Raw genomic sequence first — 17,966 nt, forward strand, 5'->3', positions numbered from 1 at the left:
CTACAGTGTATCGCCGCATCCTGCGCGGTGAATCAGCGCTGGACAGGACGACTTGGAAAGATCGAGGTCCTTCGCTAGCGCTGTCACGGAAGTAACTTCCGATGCTGAGCGCATATCAACCACACGCTTCCCGTTGTTATGAGCGTCCACGAGGTCACTAAGAGTTAGCGATGAAATTGCGCAGTAAAAATTGTCAGTGAAAGTAAGCGCCAAAAAATGCCGTGCGTGCGATGAATTATGCTGACCCACATCCGCGACCGGCTCAATTTCTGTAGAAAATAATGAATAGCCTCGATCTGTCCATCGAAACATATCTGTCCAACATACACTTCGGTAATTTCGCGACTCTATCCATCCAGGCCATCGACAACCTGTACACCTTCAAAGGCCTCGTACTCATTCCCGTGCTGTGGTGGATGTGGTTTCAGCAAGACGAGTGCCGCGAATGGCGGCGAGAAATGGTTCTCGCGACGCTTGCCAGCGGCATCGTGGCGCTCTTCGTCGGAAGACTGCTGACCCACTGGTTGCCATTCAGGGTGCGCCCCGTCTACAACACCGAACTGCATCTGCGCTTTGCCAGCGGCGAAATCAAGGACGCAGTGCTGACCAACTGGAGTTCCTTCCCGAGCGATCACGCGATGCTATGGATGGCGGTCGCCACCGGCATCTTCCTCATGTCGCGGCGCGTCGGCGTGCTGGCGCTTCTCTATACTGCGCTGTTCATTTGCCTTCCGCGCGCCTATCTCGGCTTTCACTATCCGACCGATTTGCTGGTGGGCGCCGCGGTGGGAATCGTGATTACATTGGTGATGACGCGGGATGCGATCCGCGTACGCTACGCGACGCCGGTGCTGCGATGGACCGAACGCCACCCGGCGCCCGCAGCGACGCTCGCCTTTATTCTGTGCCTCCAGCTCGTCACGCAGTTCGACGAACTGCGCAAGCTGGCGAGTGGCGTAATGAAACACCTATGATGGCGGCGATGGTTGCCCGCCCTTGGACAGCAGCATCTGCGTGCCGGCGAAATGTGGGCCGTCGATTCGTTTCGGTTGACTCGTGCGACGGCGGCTGACAGCGACAGCAAGAGCTACGCGGACACCTGAACGTAGCGCGCTTCGTTCAGATCCGCGAGAAGCGTCGGACCTGTCGGTCGCCAGCCCAAACGCGCCTGCGTCTGCGCGCTCGATGCCGGCATATCGAGCGCGGCGAACATCGCCATCCATCCGAAGTACGCCTGCGCCTCGTCGCGCGCGATCGAGACGACCGGCAACTTCAGGCCGCGTCCGAGCGCCTCGGCGATCTCGCGGGCGCTAACGCCTTCTTCGCCGACCGCGTGATAGCGCGCACCGCGTTCGCCCTTCTCGATCGCGAGCCGGTACAGCCGCACGACATCCGACAGATGCCCCGCCGGCCAGCGGTTGTGTCCCTCCTCCACATATGCGCACACGCCTTTCTCCCGCGCGATCTGGATGAGCGGCGTGATGAGGCCTTGCCGGTACGGGTTATGCACTTGCGGCAAGCGCATCACCGACACGTTGACGCCCGCCTCCAGCTGCACGTTGCCGGCCAGCTCCGAGCCGATGCGCGGGTTCGGGTGACTGGTGTTGAACACGTCTTCGGTGGCCGGCTGCCCGTTATCGCGGCTGCCGACGCCCGTGCCCGACGTGATCAGAAGCGGCCGATCCGAGCCGGCCAGCACCGAGCCCAGTGCAGCGATAGCACGCTTGTCCTTCTCGCAGTTCTCCACGAAGTGCGAGAAATCGTGGTCGAAAGCAAGGTGAACGACGGCGTCCGCCTTCGCGGCGCCGCTGCGCAGGCTGTCGGTGTCTTCGAGCGTGCCGCGATGCACCTCCGCACCGGCTGCGCTGAGCGCGTGCGCGCCCTGATCGGACCGGGTCATGCCGACAACCTGATGCCCGGCTTGGATAAGTTCGGGCACCAGAGCCGAGCCGATAAACCCGGTTGCGCCCGTCAGAAAGATTCGCATGGTCAAGTCTCCAGAATAGCCACCGACGCACTATGCGATCATTCACTATGCTATTGAAGTAGTGAGCTTATCCCGGTAAAGCGACTAACAGGTTAATCATCCCAGTGAACACCGCCCAAACCCTCGGGGACTTTCTGCGCAGCCGCCGCACGCGGCTCGATCCGGCCAGCTTCGGCTTCTCGGGCCGCAGGCGTACGCCCGGATTGCGCCGGGAAGAAGTGGCGCAGCGCGCGAATATCAGCTCGACGTGGTACACGTGGCTCGAGCAGGGCCGCGGCGGCGCGCCATCCGCCGCGGTGCTTGAGCGGATCTGCGCGGCGCTGATGCTGACGAATACCGAGCGCGAACATCTTTTCATGCTGGGCCTCGGGCGCCCCCCGGAAGTGCGCTACCGGTCCACCGACGCAGTGGACCCACGCTTGCAGCGCGTGCTCGATTCGCTCGACGCCAGCCCGTCGATCATCAAGACCGCGACGTGGGACGTCGTCGCGTGGAATCGCGCCGCAGCCGTCGTGCTGACCGACTACAGCGCGCTGCCGCCGGGCCAGCGCAACATCCTGCGCTTCCTGTTCGGCGATCCGGCCGTCCGAGCAAAACAGCACGACTGGGAGAGTGTCGCGCGCTTCGTCGTGGGGACGTTCCGAGCGGACGTTGCTCGCGCGGGGCTCGCTTCCGAGGTGGGCGATCTGGTCGACGATCTGTGTCGCGCGAGCCCGGACTTCGAACGCATGTGGCGCGAAAACCAGGTATTCGGCCACAGCGAAGGACAGCACGTTAAGCGCCTGCTGCATCCTGCGTTCGGGACCATCGAAATGGAGTATTCGCTGTTCGCCGTCGATGGTCGGCCAGACCTGAGCATGCTCGTGTACACGCCGCTCGACGCGCGAATCGCCGCGCGCATCCGCAGTACCGTTTCATCGATCGATGAGAGCGCCAGCGCCGCGCCTTTGACCGCTGCGTGATCGGCTTTGACGCTCGAGCGCGCGAGCGCGGCCGCCGGATCGCACTCAGGCGACTCCGCAATTGCTCGTGGAAACCAATGAGGTTGAAGCACCTTGGGGGACGACTACCGAACTGCATCGTTCGGCCCGTTAGTTGGCCGCACGGCATCGGACAAGCTTCGCGTAAGAATCACGATGACCGCCTCGCTGGCGGCAAGCAAATTGGCGCCCTGCACGAAGGTTTCGCCGATGCGCGTACTCACCGTCGATAGCAACACCGTGCCCGGTCGCGATTGCACGGTGGCATCCTCGACGCCCATGTTCAGCGCGATGAAAAGGCGTTGATTGCCGTATCGCCTCTCATAGGTCAGCACGTCGCCGTCAGCAACGACGTTCTCTATCGTGCCCCGCACGAGCGCGGCGTTGTTGCGGCGCAGGCTCAGCAGGCGCCGATAGAGCGACAACATGCTCGACATGTCGCCGTCCTGTTCGCGCACGCTGGTCGTCGTCGCAATCGGCAACCACGGTTTGCCGTCGGTAAAGCCCGCATTCGGCAGCGAGCCATCCCATTGCATAGGCGTGCGCTCGGGATCGCGCCCCTGGCAAATGCCCGGTTGCCGGAGTTCCGCCGGATCCTGGATCGCATCTGACGCGATAAAGCCATCCGGCATGCCGATCTCATCGCCGTAGTAGAGCGTCGGCGTCCCCCGGAGCGTCAACAGCAGCACAGCGGCCACCCGCGCCTGCGCCGCGCCGACGCGCGATGCAACGCGCGGATTGTCGTGGTTTCCCAGCACCCAGTTCGGCCACCCGTATTCGGGCAACGCGATGTCGTAATCCCGGATCATGCGGGCGATGTTCTCCGCGTCCCATCTCGCGTTGAGCAGCTGGAAATTGAACGGCAGTTGCACACCTTCGCCGTTCACGCCGTAATACTTCACCAGTTGCGGGACAGTCAGGTAGATTTCGCCGATCAGCACGCGCTCGCCGTACTCGTCCAGTGTGGCTCGCATCGAGCGGACGATTTCATGCACTTCCGGCTGATCCTCCGTGTAACTTTGCAAGAGCCGATGATGTTCAGGCTCGCCGGGCCGATAGCCGGGATTGGGTGGATTGTCGCGAAACTGCGCGTCCTTGATCAACAGCCACAGCGCGTCCACGCGGAAGCCGTCCACCCCGCGATCCAGCCAGAATCGCAGTACTTGATCCATCGCGCGGCGTACTTGCGGGTTCCTCCAGTTCAGATCAGGCTGCTCCCGCAGAAACGCGTGATGGTAGTACTGTCCCGTCATCTCCTCCCACTCCCACGCCGAGCCTCCCATGCGGCTCAACCAGTTGTTCGGCGGCCCGCCATCGGGCGCGGGATCGCGCCACAGATACCAGTCCCGTTTCGGATCGTCCCGTGACGAGCGGCTTTCCTCGAACCACGGATGCCGGCTCGACGAATGGTTCGGCACGAAATCGAGCAGCACCTTGAGCCCAAGCCGATGTGCGTGGCCCATCAATTGCTGGAACCCGTCCAGAGTGCCGAATATCGGATCGATGTTGCAGTAGTCCGCGACGTCATAGCCAAAGTCGGCCATGGGCGACGGGTAGATGGGGGAGATCCACACCGCATCGACGCCTAGCGCCGCGACATATTCAAGGCGCGCTCTGATGCCGGGTAGATCGCCGATGCCATCGCCGTTACTGTCCTGAAACGAGCGCGGATAGATCTGATAGATCACGCCGCGTTGCCACCACGCAAGCTCCGACATTGCAATTCCTCTTGGCGATCGATCGTTTTGGCGCTACGCGGGGAACCTATGCTCAATGACCTCTGGTACAAGAACGCGATCATTTATTGCCTCTCGGTAGGCACCTTCATGGATGCGAATGGCGACGGCGTAGGCGACTTCCAGGGCCTGATGCGCAGGCTCGATTACCTGCAAGGGCTTGGCATGACGACGATCTGGCTGATGCCCTTCCACCCTTCGCCCGGACGCGATAACGGTTACGACGTTTGCGACTATTACAACGTCGACCCGAAGTACGGCACGCTCGGTGATTTCGCCGAGTTTACGCATGCGTGCGCCGAGCGGGGCTTGCGCGTCATCATCGATCTGGTGGTCAATCACACGTCCGACCAGCATCCGTGGTTCCTGCAAGCACGCAGCGATCCCGCTTCGAAGTATCGCGACTGGTATGTCTGGTCGGACGACAAACCGCCCGATTCGCAACGTGGCGTCGCGTTTCCGGGCGTGCAGAAGTCCACCTGGAGTTTCGACAAGCGGGCGAGACGCTGGTACTTCCATCGTTTCTATGATTTTCAACCGGACCTGAATACATCAAATCCGCATGTGCAGGCGGAATTGCTGAAGATCATGGGCTTCTGGATCCAGCTGGGGGTTTCCGGATTCCGCATGGACGCGGTGCCCTTCGTCATCGCGACGAAGGGCCCGAAGGTGCGCCGCCCCGTCGAGCAATATGACATGTTGCGAACGTTTCGCGAGTTTCTGCAGTGGCGCGAGGGCGACGCGATCATTCTGGCCGAAGCCAACGTGCCGCCCAAAACGGACCTCCACTACTTCGGCGACGAGGGCGAGCGCCTGCCGATGATGTTCAACTTCCGGGTCAATCAAAACACGTTCTACACGCTCGCGACGGGCAACACGAAACCGTTGAAGGACGCGCTCCTTGCGACGAAGCCACGGCCGCCGAGCGCGCAATGGGGGGTGTTTCTGCGCAATCACGACGAACTCGATCTGGGCCGGCTGACGCCCGCTCAGCGCGCGGCAGTGTTCGCCGCGTTCGCTCCGGACCCCGACATGCAGCTTTATGGGCGCGGCATCCGCCGCAGACTTGCGCCGATGCTGTCGGGCGACAGACGCCGCCTTGAACTTGCCTACAGCCTGATGTTGAGTTTGCCCGGCACACCCGTGTTCCGGTACGGCGATGAAATCGGCATGGGCGACGACCTGCGCCGGCCCGAGCGCCAATGTGCGCGCACGCCGATGCAATGGTCGGGCGAGCCGCAAGGCGGCTTCACCAGTCATTCAAACCCGCCCGTCCCGACGATCTGCGGCGCTGCTTATGGCTTCGAGCGGGTCAACGTGGCGAAGCAGCGACGCGATCCCGATTCGTTTCTCAACTGGACGGAGCGGATGATTCGCATGCGCAAGGAAGTGCCGGAAATCAGCTGGGGGGACTTCGAAGTGCTGCCTACCTCGCGAAACAATGTGCTCGCGCTCAGTTATCAGTGGCGTAACAACTCCGTGCTGTTTCTGCATAATTTCCGCGCCGAAGCGTGTACCGTCGAATTCCGCCTAAGCTCCGACGAACCGGGTAGACAGTCGCTGATCAATCTTCTGTCCGACGACCACAGCGAGTCCGACGATGGCGGCCGCCACGCGGTGGTGCTCGAGCCGTTCGGCTACCGATGGTATCGGGTGGGCGGCCTCGGCTATCTGCTCAGGCGGACCGAAGTCTAGCTGACGAGTCGCGGTCGTGCCTGCGGTCGGACCGGGTATCGGGTATCGCGGGTCGACACGGTTAAACTGATACGATCGCGTGCTTCTGATCGTTCGCGGACTCACGCGACTTGTCGACTCACGCGAATGTTCAGCCTGCTCGACTCATCGGATACGCAATCGAATAAAGGGATGTCATGGCAAAGGATGAAATAGTCTGGGGAATTTTGGGCGCCGCAAAGATCAACGACAAGGTGGTCGTGCCCATGCACAACGCGCCGAAGTGTCGGGTGAAAGGCATCGCGTCACGCTCTCCGGAGAAGGCGCGGGAAGCCGCGGCCAGGTATGGTCTGGCTGTCGCATACGATAGTTACGAGGCGCTCCTCGCGGACCCGGAAATCGACGCGGTCTATATTCCATTACCCAATCATCTCCACGTGGAATGGACGATCAAATCGGTCGAGGCGGGCAAGCACGTCCTGTGTGAGAAGCCGATCAGCCTGGACGCTCAACAGGTTGAACGGCTGATCGCCGCGCGCGACAAGAACGGCCGATACATCCAGGAAGCGTTCATGGTTCGCACGCATCCGCAATGGTTGAAGGTGCGGACCTTGATCGACGAAGGCGCGATCGGCGAATTGCGGGCAGTGACCGGCGGTTTCACCTATCACAACACGAACGAACACAATATCCGCAACAAGAGCGAGCTAGGTGGCGGCGGTCTGCTCGATATTGGTTGTTATCCGATCACGACGTCGCGCTTCACTATCGGGCGTGAGCCACGGCGCGTAGTTGCGCTGGTGGAGCAGGATTCGACCTTCAAAGTGGACCGGCTCGGCTCCGTGCTGATGGACTTCGATGGCGTGCAGGCGAGTTTCTTTTACTCGACTCAGACCTATCCGTACCAGCGGATGCAATTTCACGGTACCAAGGGGCGAATCGAAGTCGAAATTCCGTTCAATGCACCAAACGATCGACCGACTCGCCTGCTAATCAGTGAGCACAATAGCGACGGTGTCGCGACTGATCGCTGGCTGGAGCTTGCGGTGTGTGATCAATATGGCGTAGCCGCCGCCACGTTCGCGGAGGCGATCCTGAGTGGAGGCCCGCAGGCGATTCCGCTAGAAGATGCGCGCGCGAATATGCAGGTGATCGATGCCGTGTTCCGCTCGGCTCAATCGGGCGCGTGGGAGAGCATCGCCCAAGGTTGACGTGCAACGCTTGCGCGATCCGCGCTGTTCAACGCGCGGCAAGTGCCCAGTCGTCTGATTCGCGATGCCTCCGGTCGCAAAGGCCGCTTTCGCAAAGCCATAGGCTATGGCGAGCGAAAGTGGTCTCTACCTGGCCGGCGCGGTGACATCGCAGTCGCCGCCGTGGGCACCGCTGCCGGTGTTTTTCAGCGTAAGCACGAGTCTGCTACCTCTGTTTGCCGTCATGATCTGACCATAGCTAACCGTGGGAATGAACTGAATATCCGGCGCGACCGCCACCGGGGGATTTCTCGCTCCGTCGACGGTCAGGTCGAGTTCCACGGTAATAGAGTCGATTGCAGCGCCCAGATCCTGCTTCCGGCCGGCCTGATCTTTGCGGAAATTGCACAGGCCCTGGAGAACCTGCTCGAGGGCAGTCGGGATATCGACCGGCTTGCCCGGCGCGATCGGAGGCGTGTTACAGCCGACGATCATGAACGGCAAGGTGCAAAGCGCTACATATCGGCAGGCTCGCATCAGCTTCCCCGCTTGATCTGGTGGACGTGGTGTCTGCCATCCCGTGCTGTCGCTGGTTCGGTGCCCAGCTGGCGCACGCGAACGCAAACGCTCAATACTTGATATTCCTGGCCGCCTCACGGCCGTTCTGCTTGGTTTGCCGCTTGTCCTGCCGGCATTGCGAATTGCTCTTCTGGTCCGTGGCCCGGCACTCCTGCTTCGTGTGGCGGGAACCCTGGCGTGTCTCCTGGCGAACGTCACGTCCGGCGCGACGCTGCTGAGCCTGTTCGGTTGCCCAGGAGCTTCCCGCGCAAGCCATCACGGACACAGCCATGACCGTGACCGCGAACTCCCGGCTCCATGAAAACATGGCGACCTCCCTGACAGGTTGAATACGAGTATGCCGGCTTTGTACAAGGGTGCCACGCGTGGCTGTCGCGTCAATCGGACCAAGGTCTTAGGGTCGTCGCGTCGTGCGCGATCCACCAGCCGGCGAACTCCGCACTGGACGAACGCAGGCGCTCCACTAGCTCGACGAACGATGGGTCGGTGGTAAAGAGATCATGCGTGCGCGAAAGAACGCGATCATGCGGCGCGCTTCGTTTTCCCAGGCGGGTCCGAACAGCCGCCGCGCTTGCGGTTCGATGAACATGAAAACGAGGATGCTGCGGTCCGCTCAACGAAGCGGTACCCCACGCGGCCGCGAACGGCGGTCCATTCAGAATGACCGTGAACCAGCCGTAGCCAGCGAATCAGCGAACGCTCACTCGTCCGCCAAAAAATTCGGATGACTTGTGCGGATCTGATCGATCTGACTCAGCGTCCCCGACAGATGCTTGCGTAGCGCTGCCTGCGCCGCCTCGACATCGCCTTTGTCGATCGCATCGACGATCTCGGTGTGATCGCGCACGACCGCTATCGTCTTGCCCTCCACCGGCAGATTCAGGCGCCGCAGCCGGTCGATATGGCCGCTCAACCTACGCACCAGATCCCATAGCTGCGGCACGCCGGCCGCCTCGTACATCTGCCGATGAAACGCCTGATCGAGCAGCGAGAACTGCTCGTAGTTCCTCAGGTCGAGCAATTCCGTTTGCCGCGCGATCGTCAGGCGCAGTTCAGCGATCAGCGTGGCGTCGCGCTGCTCCGCGAGCGTGCGCACCACTTCGAGTTCAATCGAGCGGCGCAGGAAATGCGCCTGCAGCGCGGACGTCACGTTGATCTGACTGACGACCGTCGCGTGCTGGGGATAGATGTCGACGAGACCTTCTTCGCCGAGCTTCATCAGCGCGTCGCGCACGGGCGTCTGGCTGAGCCCGTAGCGGTTCGCCAGCTCGGTGCGCGACAGCACCGTACCCGGCGTGAGTTCGAGGGAAAGGATCATTTCGCGCAGTCGTTCGAATACTTGCGGCGCGGCGTGGCGGGAGCGGTCGAGCCGGGTTACCGTCGACGAATGAGCGTGGTTTTTCATGGCAGAAACTGAAGCATGGAAGCAGGCGTGACCCGGCATGGCGGTCCGCTGAGGCACTAGTACTATAGCCGACGCCCGCCCCTTCCAGCGGGCTTGCGAGCGGAATTCCGCCAAAAGTGCACATGGGTATTTATCCCAGTAACGCACTAATACATTAGTGCTTTACCATCCGTCCCATCAAACTCCTCTTATGCCGATTGCCATCATGACTCGCGACATCACCATCACGCAGGTGCGCATCACCCCGATCGCCTTCCGCGACGGCCCGCTGCTCAACGCCGCCGGAATCCACGAACCTTGGGCGCTGCGCGCCATCGTCGAGCTGGAGACGAGCGACGGCCGCGTCGGCATCTCCGAGACCTATGGCGACGAACCGATGCTGCGCGTGCTCGAACAGGCGAAGTCGCTAGTGACTGGCCTGTCGCCGTTCGACCTCAATCGCATGGAAGAGCGCGTGCGAGCGTCGATCAAGGCGAGGCCGGGCGCGGTCGAATTCGAACTCGCGCCGGGCTCGCACTCGGCGAAGAACGCGCCGAAAGTCATCAGCACGCTCGAAGTCGCGATGCTCGACTTGCAAGGGCAAATCGTCGGCGCGCCGATCGTCGATCTGCTCGGCGGCAAGGTGCGCGACTCCGTGCCCTACAGCGCCTATCTGTTCTTCAAGTACGCCGAGCACGTCGACAAGCCCTATGCGCCCGACACCTGGGGCGAAGGCCTGAGCCCCGAGCAGATCGTCGCGCAGGCACGGCGAATGATCGAGCTGTATGGCTTCCAGAGCATCAAGCTGAAGGGCGGCGTGTTCGAGCCGGCACACGAAATCGCGTGCATGCGCGCGCTGCATCAGGCGTTCCCCGGCGTGCCGCTGCGTCTCGACCCGAACGCCAACTGGACGCTCGAAATGAGCATCGCCGCCGCCCCTGAACTCGACGAGCTGCTCGAGTACTACGAAGACCCGTGCCCGGGTCTCGAAGGAATGGCCGAACTGGCGAAGCACACGCGCCTGCCGCTCGCGACCAACATGGTCATCACGACGATGGAAGATTTCCGGCGCGGCGCCGAGATGGGTTCGGTCAAGGTCCTGCTGTCGGATCACCACTACTGGGGCGGCCTGCGCGCGACGCAAACACTCGCGCGCATGTGCAAGCTGTGGGATCTGGGCATGTCGATGCATTCGAACTCGCACCTCGGGATCAGCCTGATGGCGATGACGCACGTCGCGGCAAGCATCCCCAACCTGACCTATGCGTGCGACACGCATTACCCGTGGCAGGAGGAAGAAGTCATCAAGGGCGGCCGCGTGAAGTTCGACAACGGCGCGGTGCGCGTGCCCACCACGCCGGGCCTCGGCGTCGAGCTCGACCACGAGCGGCTCGCCGAACTGCATGCGCAGTATATGTCGTGCGGCGTGCGCAATCGCGATGACCTCTCGCAGATGCGCAAGTACGAGCCGGGCTTCACCGGCAAGAATCCGCGCTTTTAACTCCCGCTTCCAATCCGCGCCTACGAGCCCTGCGACGCGCAACGCGCGTCGCCATCGAAGGAGACAACCCCATGAGTAGCCCGATTGCCGACCCGGCGCGGCCCGAGCGCGCCAGCGCGCTGGCGAGCGCGGTGCGCAAGATCAAATGGCGCGTGCTGCCGCTGTTCGTCGTGATGTTCATCGTCAACTACATCGACCGCGTGAACATCGGCTTCGTGCGCCAGCATCTGAGCGCCGATCTGGGCATCGGGGCGGCGGCCTATGGGCTCGGCGCGGGGCTCTTCTTCATCAGCTACGCGATCTTCGAAGTGCCGTCGAACATCCTGCTGCAGCGCTACGGCGCGAAGCTGTGGCTCGCGCGCATCATGCTCACGTGGGGGCTGGCCGCGGCCGGCATGGCGTTCGTGCGCGGCGAGACGTCGTTTTACGCGATGCGGCTCCTGCTCGGCGCGGCTGAAGCGGGCTTCTTTCCCGGCGTCATCTACTACTTCACGCAATGGCTGCCGAGCAACGAGCGTGGCAAGGCGATGGCGATCTTCCTGAGCGGCTCGGCGCTCGCGTCGGTGCTGTCCGGGCCGATCTCCGGCGGGCTCATGCTGATCGAAGGCGCGGGGCTGCGCGGCTGGCAGTGGATGTTCATCATCGAAGGCATGTTCTCGGTCGTGCTCGCGGGCTTCATCCTGCTGTGGCTCGACTCGAAGCCGCGCGACGCCGCGTGGCTCACCCGCGCCGAGCAGGACGCCTTGCTCGATGCGGTCGACGAAGAGCAACGCCAGCGCGCCGCCGCGCACCCGGTCAAGCCATCGATAGGAGCGCTGCTGCGCGATCCGCAAATCCTGATCTTTTGCCTGATCTACTTCGCGGTATCGCTGACCATCTACGGCGCGACCTTCTGGCTGCCCAGCATCATCCGCAAGATGGGCCATTTCAACGATTTCCAGGTCGGCCTGTACAACTCGATTCCGTGGCTGATCTCGATCGCGGCGATGTATCTGTTCGCGATGCTCGCGGCGCGCTTCAAGTTCCAGCAGGCGTGGGTCGCGTGCGTGCTGCTGATCGCCGCGCTCGGCATGTATGCGGCCGGCCAGGGCGGCCCGGCGTTTTCGTTCGTCGCGATCTGCTTTGCGGCGATCGGCTTCAAGGCCGCCTCGTCACTGTTCTGGGTGATCCCGCAGGGCTATCTCGACGCGCGGATTTCCGCCGCGGTGGTGGCGCTGATCAACTCGATCGGCAACCTCGGCGGCTTCGTCGCGCCAGCGGCCTTCGGCTTCCTCGAACAGAAGACCGGCTCGATCGAGGGCGGCCTCACTGGACTCGCGCTGATGTCGGTGGTGGCCGCCGGGGTCGTGTTCTTCGCCCGCATGAGCCCGCGCGAAGGAATGCCCGCCTCCGCGCATTAACTGCATCGAACAACCGTATAGACACCATTTCCAGAAACCTTAAGGAGACACAATGAAAACGATAGAAGCCACGACGGCCGCCGCACGCACGGCCGTCGGACGATACCGATGGACCATCTGCGCGATGATCTTCGCCGCGACGACGATCAACTACATGGATCGTCAGATGCTCGGGCTGCTCGCGCCGCTGCTGCAAAAGGATATCGGCTGGAGCCAGGTGCAGTATGCACAGACCGTGATGGTGTTTACGGTCGCCTATGCGCTGGGTCTCGCGATCTTCGGCCGCATCGCGGATCGCGTCAGCACGAAGAAGGTCTACGGCAGCGCGATGGCGCTGTGGAGTCTCGCGGCGATGCTCCACGCGGTGGCATCGACCGTGCCGGGCTTCGCGGCCGTGCGCGGTCTGCTCGGCTTCGGCGAGGCGGCCAATTTTCCGGTTGCGATCCGCACTACCGCCACGTGGTTTCCGAAGAAGGAACGCGCGCTAGCGACGGGCTTCTGGAACATGGGCGCGACGATCGGCGGCATCGTGGCGCCGGCCTTCGTGCCGATCGCTGCCGTGATGTGGGGCTGGCGCGCGACGTTCATCGCGGGCGGCGCGACCGGTTTCATCTGGCTGGCGGTGTGGATACTCGTTTATCGGCAGCCTTCGGAGCATCCGTCGGTGTCGAAGGAAGAACTCGACTACATCAATGCGGATCGCGAGGAACTCGTCGAGCAGAAAGTCAGCTGGTTGTCGGTGCTCAAGTACCGCGAAACGTGGGCGTTTGTCTTCGGCAAGCTGCTGACCGATCCGGTGTGGTGGTTCTATCTGTTCTGGCTGCCCAAGTGGCTCAATGAGTCGCGCCATATCGACATCGGCAACATGGGCCTGCCGCTGATCGCTATCTATACGATGTCATCGGTCGGCAGCGTGGCGGGTGGCTGGCTGTCGTCGCGTTTGATGGCCCGCACCAACAGGCCGAATTTCGCGCGCAAGCTCACGATGCTCATTTGTGCGTTGTGCGTGGTGCCGATCGCAACGTTGTCGTATTTCCAGAGCCTGTGGTGGGCGGTCTTCGCCGTTGGTCTCGCGGCAGCGGCGCACCAGGGCTGGTCGGCGAACCTCGTCACGACCGTCGGCGACGTGTTTCCGAAGCGGCTGGTCGGCACGGTGGTCGGTATCGGCGGCGTGGCGGGGATGGTCGGTTCGTTCTTCTTTTCCGGCGTGATCGGCCAGACCTTGCAGCGCACCGGGCAGTATTGGGCGCTCTTTACGGTCGGCGCGTCGGCGTATCTGGTTGCGCTGGGCATCATTCATCTGTTGATGCCGCGGATGACGGCGGTAAAGTTGCGGGATTGAAGTGGCGCTGGTGGGTGAGAGCGCGGGGGGACGTGGTATGGATAGGGGGCGTTCCTCGCCGTTGCAAGCACGGCCCCGCAGACACGGGGGGCCGCTTCTTCATTCCTTGGCGTCCGGCCTGGTCAATTCATCAAGCCTGTTCTTTGTCATTCGGGTCATGCAGTCCCAAAAGTATACAAAGTGCAATGATGCTTGCCCAACCTGATAAACCTCCGAGTAACAATTATTGTCCCCGTAACGTTGCCAGTTCGCTTGCGCGTTTTCAAAAAAAGGAAGTGCCTCAGGTTCTCCGTTAGCTCGATGCTCGCGATCATAGCCTTTCGTTACCATTTCTATTTCGGCAATCTTCCCGTTTAGGGCTTTGGCTGCCACTTCGTAATCGAATTGGGCAACAAGCCGATACATCCATCGTCGCGAGATACTCCTTCTGGCAATACGACGCAATCTCTGCGCAGCTTTTCCCAGTGAAATATACGCTTGCGGGCTGCGCCTTTTTATAGTCGAAAGCCGATCCATAGATCGATGTGGATGCATGAGTCGGCTGCGCAGCCAGGCAGAGCAACGCCAATATGCTAGTGGCGCGCATCATAAACCCCCGTTACAAACAGTTGCGCTTCCAGGCGTCGACGCCACTCTATGCGCGATGAACGAGCGAATTACATCGCGCATTCTGTCGTATTGACCGCGGTTTAGATGATCCGCGAGATACTTGCAGCGCGATTTCGGATACCACGCATCGCCATTGCTACTACGTTGTCGTGTGTCCGGCATTTTGCAGTGCTCCTTAATGAAAAATGCGCCAGTGACGCAAGTCAGGCGCCTATTGAGAATGGTGGCAATGATTCCGCCGCATCCGCTTTGATCGTTCATCAGATTTGTGCGCGCCACAATCGACCAACTCTGAAAATTGGTCGCAGTTCATGAGCATCAAATAGATTTATCAATAATTGACCTTCACCAGCTTCTGACCATTCGACCGTTCGACGCGACCATGGTCATCGAAACGCGTCTTGACATCCCGCCGACATTGCAGAAGAGTCTGAAGGCGCAGCATGCTTGAGATCGAGCATCTGCCCGAGCTTTTGGAGCGCGAGCGCAACGAAGAAGCTTCAGCAGCGATGCACGAGCATCTGTTGCATACTCTTAACGCGCTGTCCCGCATCAGCGAAATCTCTGAACCCTGAGACTTCGCTCGCCCCAACGCCGTCGCCACGAGAGCCTCTATGACCATCGATCCCTCCGTCGTCACCGCATTCACGCCCACGGGCAAGTTGCGCGCGTCGATCAATCTCGGCAATCCAATCCTCGCCAATCGTCACGCCGACTCCGGCGAGCCGTTCGGCGTATCGATCGATCTCGCGCGCGCGTTCGCCGCGAAGCTGGGCGTCGAACTGGAGTTGGTGGTCTTCGATACGGCCGGCAAATCGGTGCAGGCCGTCGGCGACGAGCGCGCGGATTTCGGCTTCTTCGCGATCGATCCGTCGCGCGGCGAGACGATTGCATTCACGGCGCCGTACGTGCTGATCGAAGGCTTCTACCTGGTGCGCGACGACTCGCCGGTGCGCTCGAATCAGGATCTGGATCGGGCGCACAATCGGGTCGTCGTCGGCAAAGGCAGTGCATACGATCTGTTTCTGACGCGCGAGCTGAAATCCGCGCAAATCGTGCGCGCGCCGAGCTCGCCGAGCGTCGTGCCGACGTTTATCGAGCAGCATCTGGAAGTGGCGGCAGGCGTGAAGCAGCAACTCGAGGCAGATGCGAAGCAAACTCCCGGTCTGCGGCTGCTAGACGAGCGCTTCATGGTGATCCGGCAGGCGATGGGTGTGCCGAAGAGCCGCGGCGAAGCGGCGGCTCACGCGCTGCGATCGTTTGTCGAAGAGATGAAGGGCTCGGGTTTTGTCGCGCAATCGCTCGCGCGGCACAACATCGCGGGAGCGTCGGTTGCGCCTGCGGCGTAGCGGGGCCACGCGATGCTTCGGCGCGGCCCCGCCACCACCCTCAGCGACGCTCAAACGAGCGTAGTCTGCACATCCACATTACCGCGCAACGCCTTCGAATACGGGCAGGTCAGATGCGCGCGCTCGATCAACCCGTGCGCCACGTCACGCTCGACACCAGGAAGACTGACGAACAGACGCGCCTGAAGGAAATAAGCGCCATCGGTGGTGCCGAGATCGATCTCCGCATCGACGCTGGTATCGGCCGGCAACGGCAGGTGCAACGCGCGCGCCGCCAGCCCGAGTGCGCCGATGAAACACGCCGACCAGCCCGCGCCGAGCAACTGCTCGGGATTCGTTCCGCCCCCCGAGGTGCCGGGCGGCGACAGCTTGATGTCGAGACGGCCGTCCGAGCTGCGCGCGGCGCCTTCGCGGCCGCCGGTCGTATGCGTTTTGCCGGTGTACAGCACTTCTTCGATGCGGGTCATGGTGGCTTACTCCTGTTGATCCAGTGATATTCAGGTCTGCAAATCCGGGCTCGAACTTGCGGTGCACGTATTTGAACGCGCCGACGTATCTCGCATGTGTCTGGATCAGCGGGTTTGGTAAGCGCACGTATCCCCGGGCCGCGCGGATACATTGCGATACAAGGAGCGGCAAACGGGAGCCACGCGGAGCGCGGCGCGACAACTAACGCGCGCCATCGCGCCCGTCTCTTCATTCAGCGACGCCGGTCGAAATACCGCCGCAACAGATAGTTCGCGGTCGAGCCATGCAGCAGCACCGACAACACGATCGCATCGAGCACGGCGGGCAGCAGCGGCGTCATCGCGCCACGCACGTATTCGAGGCCGAACATCAGGTAGTAAAACGCGCCGACGCCGCGAATCCCCATCCACGCCATCAGATGCCGCTGGCTATTGTCGATGCGCGCACCCATCATCGCGACGACGACGGACAGCGGCCGCGCGACGAAAAACAGAAACACCGCGGGCAACACGGCGCGCAGATCGAACATCTCGCGCCAGTGCGCGGACACGACGCAGCCGATGATCAGCATCAGCGACAACTCCGCGAGTCGCTCCATTTCGCGCATGAAGCCCATCATCGATTCGGCGAGGACCGCATGCGCCATTTCTGGATCCTGGGCGACATCGACCTGTTCGCCGTGCTGCACCTCGTCGAGCACTTCCGAGGGATTCTTGTCGCCCATCGCGCGCAGTTCCTCGTGACGGACGGCGACGCCCGCCACGAACACCGCGACGAACGCATACGCGTGCAGCAGCAGCGCCGCGCCGTACGACGTCGACATCAGGCCTAGCGCGAGAAATCCGTCGAGACCGATCGCTTCGCCGTAGCGGGTGCGCAGAAAGAAGATCGCACGCGCGAACACGATCGCAAACACGCAACCGATCACGAGCGCACTGACGATCCCCCACAGCACCGAGCCGACGAAATGCACGCCACTGCCCGAGCCGAACAGCCTCGCGCCGGCAAGCGTCAGCCCCAGCACCGCAAACGGATAGGCGGCACCGTCGTTCAGGCCGCCTTCACCCGACAACGCGAACCGCACGGGCTCGTCGTCGCCAGCTTGCGTCACGCGCAGCTCGTTGGCGAGCACCGGGTCGGTCGGCGCGAGCGCGGCCGCGAGGAACAACGCCGCGCCGTCCGCGAGGCCGGTCACCAAAGCGCTGAAGCCGAACATCAAGGCGACGGTGAAGAGCATCGCCGGGCCGCCGAGCCGCAGCGGCAACAACCACAGCGGATTGCGCAGCCGCACGCGCAGATGCATGCCGATCGAAAACAACGACACGACGAGCCCGACTTCAGCCAGCGTCGCGAGCAACGCGGTATTGCGGAGCAGATCGACCCCGACGAGCCCGGACACGGCCGGCCCGACCGCCACGCCGACCAGCAGATAGATCATCGCGCCGGTCAGCGGCAAGCGGCGGATCGGCCCGCGCGCGACGGCCATGAACGTGAGCAGCGCGCCGATCAGCAGGAACCAGACCGGTTCGTCCTTCATGGCGGGATCGCGAGCACGCGCGGCGACGGCGGCAGCCGGGCCGCGTCGCCGCTTGCGCGCGCTGCTCGCGCCATGCTGGCGGCGCTGTCCGTGCTGAACCGCGGCCTGGTTCGCGCGCCCCGCGTGTTCACGGTTCGCCTGGTCGCGGCTCAACTCGCCAGGCGCCTTGCGCGCAGACGACGCCATTGGCAACACCCGACATCGCGGCGATGGCAAGGCGCTGTACAACC

General features: G+C 62.4%; 16 protein-coding genes and 1 pseudogene. 9 read left to right on the forward strand and 8 right to left on the reverse strand.

What is annotated here, in order from left to right; genetic code table 11:
* Positions 1–281 precede the first annotated feature (281 nt).
* Entirely contained in the window at positions 282–974 is a 693-nt protein-coding gene (locus tag OKW41_RS25400; protein WP_429447342.1) for a phosphatase PAP2 family protein, read from the forward strand.
* A gap of 113 nt (positions 975–1,087) precedes the next feature.
* Here OKW41_RS25400 and OKW41_RS25405 read toward each other — a convergent pair whose 3' ends face one another.
* Positions 1,088–1,987 (reverse strand): SDR family oxidoreductase, encoded by a 900-nt coding sequence (locus tag OKW41_RS25405; protein ID WP_429574318.1) that lies wholly within the window; start codon positions 1,985–1,987, stop codon positions 1,088–1,090.
* 104 nt (positions 1,988–2,091) lie between these two features.
* On the opposite strand from OKW41_RS25405, the gene OKW41_RS25410 reads away from it, so the two are divergent.
* Positions 2,092–2,949 (forward strand): helix-turn-helix transcriptional regulator, encoded by an 858-nt coding sequence (locus OKW41_RS25410; protein WP_184023351.1) that lies wholly within the window; start codon positions 2,092–2,094, stop codon positions 2,947–2,949.
* Positions 2,950–3,053: 104 nt separating this feature from the next.
* Here OKW41_RS25410 and OKW41_RS25415 read toward each other — a convergent pair whose 3' ends face one another.
* Complete coding sequence (locus tag OKW41_RS25415; protein WP_429574319.1) at positions 3,054–4,685, reverse strand: alpha-amylase family glycosyl hydrolase; 1,632 nt, start codon at positions 4,683–4,685, stop codon at positions 3,054–3,056.
* 48 nt (positions 4,686–4,733) lie between these two features.
* On the opposite strand from OKW41_RS25415, the gene OKW41_RS25420 reads away from it, so the two are divergent.
* Complete coding sequence (locus OKW41_RS25420) at positions 4,734–6,398, forward strand: alpha-amylase family protein (protein WP_429574320.1); 1,665 nt, start codon at positions 4,734–4,736, stop codon at positions 6,396–6,398.
* A 176-nt stretch (positions 6,399–6,574) separates the two neighbouring features.
* Entirely contained in the window at positions 6,575–7,588 is a 1,014-nt protein-coding gene (locus OKW41_RS25425; protein ID WP_429574321.1) for a Gfo/Idh/MocA family protein, read from the forward strand.
* 126 nt (positions 7,589–7,714) lie between these two features.
* On the opposite strand, the gene OKW41_RS25430 is transcribed toward OKW41_RS25425, so the two are convergent.
* From OKW41_RS25430 to OKW41_RS25440, 3 genes are all read right to left on the reverse strand, one after another.
* Positions 7,715–8,062, reverse strand: coding sequence for a hypothetical protein (locus tag OKW41_RS25430; RefSeq protein WP_084754269.1), 348 nt, complete (start codon positions 8,060–8,062; stop codon positions 7,715–7,717).
* Between the two features lie 133 nt (positions 8,063–8,195).
* Positions 8,196–8,453, reverse strand: a complete 258-nt coding sequence (locus OKW41_RS25435) for a hypothetical protein (RefSeq protein WP_429487928.1) — start codon at positions 8,451–8,453, stop codon at positions 8,196–8,198.
* A 393-nt stretch (positions 8,454–8,846) separates the two neighbouring features.
* Positions 8,847–9,551 (reverse strand): GntR family transcriptional regulator, encoded by a 705-nt coding sequence (locus OKW41_RS25440; protein WP_429574322.1) that lies wholly within the window; start codon positions 9,549–9,551, stop codon positions 8,847–8,849.
* 205 nt (positions 9,552–9,756) lie between these two features.
* Here OKW41_RS25440 and OKW41_RS25445 point away from each other — a divergent pair, with 205 nt between their 5' ends.
* The 3 genes from OKW41_RS25445 (at position 9,757) to OKW41_RS25455 (ending at position 13,773) form a co-directional block, all read left to right on the forward strand.
* Positions 9,757–11,031 carry a glucarate dehydratase family protein gene (locus tag OKW41_RS25445; protein ID WP_429574323.1) on the forward strand — a complete coding sequence of 425 codons (1,275 nt, stop codon included), beginning with the start codon at positions 9,757–9,759 and terminating at the stop codon, positions 11,029–11,031.
* A gap of 71 nt (positions 11,032–11,102) precedes the next feature.
* On the forward strand, positions 11,103–12,431 hold the full coding sequence (locus OKW41_RS25450) for an MFS transporter (protein WP_429574324.1): 1,329 nt from the start codon (positions 11,103–11,105) through the stop codon (positions 12,429–12,431).
* A gap of 52 nt (positions 12,432–12,483) precedes the next feature.
* Positions 12,484–13,773, forward strand: coding sequence for an MFS transporter (locus tag OKW41_RS25455; protein WP_429574325.1), 1,290 nt, complete (start codon positions 12,484–12,486; stop codon positions 13,771–13,773).
* Between the two features lie 99 nt (positions 13,774–13,872).
* On the opposite strand, the gene OKW41_RS25460 is transcribed toward OKW41_RS25455, so the two are convergent.
* Entirely contained in the window at positions 13,873–14,178 is a 306-nt protein-coding gene (locus OKW41_RS25460) for a lysozyme inhibitor LprI family protein (RefSeq protein WP_429574326.1), read from the reverse strand.
* A 662-nt stretch (positions 14,179–14,840) separates the two neighbouring features.
* Between OKW41_RS25460 and OKW41_RS25465 the strand changes: the two are divergent.
* Both OKW41_RS25465 and OKW41_RS25470 read left to right on the forward strand, forming a co-directional pair.
* Positions 14,841–14,957, forward strand: a pseudogene (locus tag OKW41_RS25465) (GntR family transcriptional regulator); the annotation flags it as partial.
* A gap of 39 nt (positions 14,958–14,996) precedes the next feature.
* Positions 14,997–15,731 (forward strand): ABC transporter substrate-binding protein, encoded by a 735-nt coding sequence (locus tag OKW41_RS25470; protein WP_429574327.1) that lies wholly within the window; start codon positions 14,997–14,999, stop codon positions 15,729–15,731.
* Positions 15,732–15,781: 50 nt separating this feature from the next.
* Here the strand turns inward: OKW41_RS25470 and OKW41_RS25475 are convergent, their stop codons facing one another.
* Complete coding sequence (locus OKW41_RS25475; protein WP_429447318.1) at positions 15,782–16,198, reverse strand: organic hydroperoxide resistance protein; 417 nt, start codon at positions 16,196–16,198, stop codon at positions 15,782–15,784.
* Between the two features lie 233 nt (positions 16,199–16,431).
* Positions 16,432–17,736 carry a cation:proton antiporter gene (locus tag OKW41_RS25480; RefSeq protein WP_429574387.1) on the reverse strand — a complete coding sequence of 435 codons (1,305 nt, stop codon included), beginning with the start codon at positions 17,734–17,736 and terminating at the stop codon, positions 16,432–16,434.
* Between the last annotated feature and the right edge of the window lie 230 nt (positions 17,737–17,966).

It is taken from the genome of Paraburkholderia sp. UCT70, assembly GCF_050434085.1.
GTDB classification, from domain to species: Bacteria; Pseudomonadota; Gammaproteobacteria; order Burkholderiales; family Burkholderiaceae; genus Paraburkholderia; species Paraburkholderia tuberum.